The 4,002-nt window shown below is 63.0% G+C and carries 3 protein-coding genes; 2 read left to right on the top strand and 1 reads right to left on the bottom strand.

Going from position 1 to position 4,002, the window contains the following annotated elements; genetic code table 11:
• Positions 1-153: 153 nt before the first annotated feature.
• Positions 154-1,128, top strand: coding sequence for an alpha/beta fold hydrolase (locus tag VEK15_15585; GenBank protein HXV62121.1), 975 nt, complete (start codon positions 154-156; stop codon positions 1,126-1,128).
• A 320-nt stretch (positions 1,129-1,448) separates the two neighbouring features.
• Here VEK15_15585 and VEK15_15590 read toward each other — a convergent pair whose 3' ends face one another.
• Complete coding sequence (locus VEK15_15590; protein ID HXV62122.1) at positions 1,449-3,005, bottom strand: TolC family protein; 1,557 nt, start codon at positions 3,003-3,005, stop codon at positions 1,449-1,451.
• Positions 3,006-3,193: 188 nt separating this feature from the next.
• Here VEK15_15590 and truA point away from each other — a divergent pair, with 188 nt between their 5' ends.
• Positions 3,194-3,928, top strand: coding sequence for a tRNA pseudouridine(38-40) synthase TruA (truA, locus tag VEK15_15595; GenBank protein HXV62123.1), 735 nt, complete (start codon positions 3,194-3,196; stop codon positions 3,926-3,928).
• The last annotated feature ends 74 nt before the right edge of the window (positions 3,929-4,002 follow it).

Here is a 4,002-nt window from a genome sequence, read left to right on the forward strand (position 1 = left end):
TGACGTCGCCACCTGCGGTTCTTGCAAAGCTCTCCTGCTTGCCTATGGAAGCGAACGAGATTTCGAAGCGACTCTGGCCGAGCTTCGCAGCCGCGGTGCTCGATTCGAGACGAGCGAACGGGGGAATCTGAAGATCGTGGCGAAGGCCCGCTGATGGAGGGTTTCCTCCCCCACAGGCTGTTGCCCGGCGCGCACCTGCAGACGATCTTCGGCCAGCTACTTCGTTCCCGGCTTCGCTGGTCCGTTCCCACCGAGGATGCGATCGTCGAGGCCGGCGACGGGGTGCGATTGCTTCTGCGATGCTCCTGGCATCCGCGGGGCGGCGACAGGCCGACGCTCCTTCTCGTGCACGGTCTCGAGGGCTGTGATCGCTCCGTTTACATGGTCGCGACTGGCAAGCGCGCACACCAATTGGGTTGGCACGTGATCAGAATGAATCTGCGGGGATGTGGCGATGGACTCGAAGTCTGCCCGCGGCTCTATAACGCAGGACAAACGGCAGACCTCGTGGCAGTCGTCGAGTGGCTTGCCCATCGGGTGAAGCGTTTCGCCATCGGTGGCTTTTCGCTCGGGGCCGGTCTCTCGCTCCTGACGATCGCGCGCGAGCGCTCGAGACTTCCGGACGAGCTGATCGCTCTCGCCGCCGTCTGCCCGCCGCTCGACATGTCGGCCTGCGCCGACGCGCTCGAGCGCCGATCGAACACCCTGTATGCGCTACGCTTCGTGCGCTCGCTCAAGCGCTCGTACCGCTCGCGTCAGCGACTGTCGCCCGAGCGCTATCAGAAGGGCCGCGAGCGAGGCGTGACGACGCTCCGGCAGTTCGACCAGGTCATCACGGCATTCTACGAAGGGTATCGTGACGCGGAAGATTATTACCGCAGCGTGAGTGCGGGCCCAGGACTCGTCGCCATCGAGCGCCCCACACTGGTGCTCGCTTCCCGGGACGATCCCTTCATACCCCGAGAGAGCGTCGAGAAGTGGCGAATCTCGCCCTCGGTGGAGTTGGAAGTCACCCGCGCGGGCGGGCACGTCGGCTTCGTTGGCGCCGCGGGCTCGCCGGGTTGTTTCTGGGCGGCGGAGCGAATGCTAGTCTTCCTCGACTCGCAACTTTCTGGAAATCGGAGGTAACGAGGACCTCGAGGAGTCAGGTCTGGGGCGGTGAAGCGGGGCCCGAGAGAGTGAGCCGCGTCACGATCTTGCTGTTTCCGCGCCCGAGAGCGATACCAGATGCACGAAGAATCTGCAGCCGGCGACGGCGATCGGCGAGATCGGCGATTGCTTTCCGACGCCTGGCCAGGAATTCCGGGTTCTGGGACTTGCTGGGCCTTGCCATATCAAACTCCCTTCGCGGATGGATGAACCAACAACAAGGTTCTATAACCGTACGCGACCACACGCGTTCTGTCAAGTTATCGAGGGGAGTTTATTCTTATGGATGAACTCTATGATCACCGAACTGAAATGTTGGACCGATCGAGAATCGTCCCTCGGGCCCGCTCGAATGCCGCGATGGCCTTGTTGTAATCGATGAGGGCCCTCAGCTCGTTGGCGGCGGCTTGCGAAAGGTCACGCTGCGACTGAACGATGAAGAAGCTCGTCGACATTCCCACCTCGAACTTCTTCTGCTCGGCTTCGAGACGGCGCACCGCGAGCTCCCGTGCCACACGGGTCGCGTCGATACGCTTGCGGTTGGTATCGACGGCGCGGGCCGCCTGACGGACCTCCTGGGCGATGAACAGCTCGTTCGATTCGATGAGCGCTCTTTGCTGACGCGCCGCGACCTGTGCTTGCGCGTACGCCGCGGCCGCCTGCGAGTTGCCCAGGGGATAGGAGACGCTGAGCCCGACGGACCAGTCGCGAAAGTCGCCCCCGAAAACTTGATCGACGGCGTCCCCGTAGCCGCCGGGAATGACGCCTGTAGGGTCCTCCGCAAAATCCTGACGAAGGAGCTGCGTCCCGCCGATGCCGTTGAAGGCCACCGAGCCAACCAGATCCACCTGGGGGAGCATCTGGTTTCGGGTGTAGCGAACGTTGTAGTCCCGGGTCTCGAGCTCCACCCGCGACTGCTCGAGGACGGGTCGCCTCTGGAACGCGGTTCGGACGGCCTCGTCGACGTCGATTCGGACCTCGTCACTCGTCGGTTGGTCGACAGGTCGGTAACTGTTCGCCCAGAAATCCGCTGACTCCGGATCGTTGATCAGCCGTTTCAGGATGTCCTCGGTGAGACGGATGGACTCTTCCGCGAGGATGACCGCTTCCTCACGAGCCGCGACCTCGGCCTCCGCCTCCAGAACGTCGATGGGGGCCATGGTGCCGACCTCGACTTGAATCCGGTTGTTGCGAAGGAGGTCCTGTGCAAGCTCCAGGGATTTGCGGGCGACTTCCAGGTCACGGATGGCGAACACCAGGTCCCAATACGCGAACTCGACGTTGCTCACGGTATCCATGACTTGCACCTGGAACTGATTCCGGGAGATGCGCTCGTCGTTCGAAGCGACGAGGATGCGCTGCTTGTTGGGATCCAGCCGGAAGTTCTGCATCAGGGGCTGGATCACCTGGCCGCTGACCGCCGCGTCGTAGAGAGGATTGAAGCCCGAGAAGGCGCTATTGGTCGTCGAGCGCAGGTTCTGCCACGAGACGTTGTACCGGCCGCCGGTCGAGAGCTCCTGTTGCCAGATGAAGTTGTAGTTCGTGCGGGTGCTCGTCAGCACCTGTGCTCCCACGAGCTGGGACTGGGCGGGAGAGCGGCTGTCGAGGTTGTTGAAGTTGGCCGAGAGCAACGGCTGGTATACCCCCCGGGCCGACGCCGTTCCCTCGCTCTGGACCTGCGTGTCGAGGCGGGAAACGACGATATCGAGATTGTTCTCGAGGGCCATCTCGATGGCCTGCTGCAGGGTGATGTCGATCGGTACCGCCTCGTCGCTCTCCTGCGCACGACCAGAAATCGCGGTCAGAAGGGAGGCAAGGCAGAAAGCTGCCGTGCAAATGGGGTGTTTCAGTGTCATCTCGGTTCCTCTGTTGCTCGAGTGAGAAGGAAGAGCCTCTTCCCGGAATCGTACGGACCTCGTAAAGGCTAGTACGTGGGCTGCGGAATCCAGGTTCCCCTTCGGAAACCGTCATTCTAGACTGTTGGAAGCGGGATCGCCACGATGGGACACGAAGAGAGGTGCGGCAAACGGACTAGAATGCGACCGTGCCTAACTACCGGCTGTCGCTCGCCTACGACGGCACCGCCTATTCCGGATGGCAGGTCCAGCCGGGGACGGACACGATCCAGGGACGGCTCGAGTCCGCGCTCGCCCGCCTTGCCAAGACCCCGGTCCGCATCGTCGCGGCAGGGCGGACCGACGCGGGGGTCCACGCGCTCGGGCAGGTGGCCCACTTCCGGCTCGATCGGCCCATCCCGTGCGAGGGAATCGTCAAAGGCCTGAACTCCCAGCTGCCTCCGGACATTCGTGCCCTCGAAGTCTCGGTCGCGGAGGACGGCTTTCACGCCCGTTTCAGCGCCCGGTGGAAGACGTACCGCTACCATCTCGACCGAGCCGCCATTCCTCTCCCGTTCCGAAGCCGCTTCACGGTGCATTACCCTTACCCCCTCGACCGGGCCGCACTGGAAGATGCGGCCCCGATGTTCGTCGGAGAGCACGATTTCGGTGGATTCCGCGCAGCCTCTTGCAGCGCCAGGACGACGGTTCGCCACGTTACCGCATCCTCTTTCTCCCACCGGGAAGGCGAGCTAGTCTACGAGGTCACGGGCAACGGTTTCCTGCGGCATATGGTACGAAACATGGTTGGCACGCTCCTCGAGATCGGCCGGGGCCGGCGGCCACACTCATCCATCGAAGAACTGCTTGTCTCTCACGACCGTACGGCCGCGGGGCCCACGGCACCAGCCAAGGGGCTTCATCTGGTGAGAGTGGATTACTGAGCGACCGATGACCATTCGACTTCGGGGAATCCGGCACCACAACCTCAAGAACATCGACGTCGAGCTTCCCGTCG

This window comes from Vicinamibacteria bacterium (assembly GCA_035620555.1).
Taxonomy (GTDB): domain Bacteria; phylum Acidobacteriota; class Vicinamibacteria; order Marinacidobacterales; family SMYC01; genus DASPGQ01.

Excerpts from the sequence above, each read along its gene's own strand:
- VEK15_15585 (HXV62121.1), top strand. The coding sequence starts at position 154 with ATGGAGGGTTTCCTCCCCCACAGGCTGTTGCCCGGCGCGCACCTGCAG.
- VEK15_15590 (HXV62122.1), bottom strand. The coding sequence starts at position 3,005 with ATGACACTGAAACACCCCATTTGCACGGCAGCTTTCTGCCTTGCCTCC.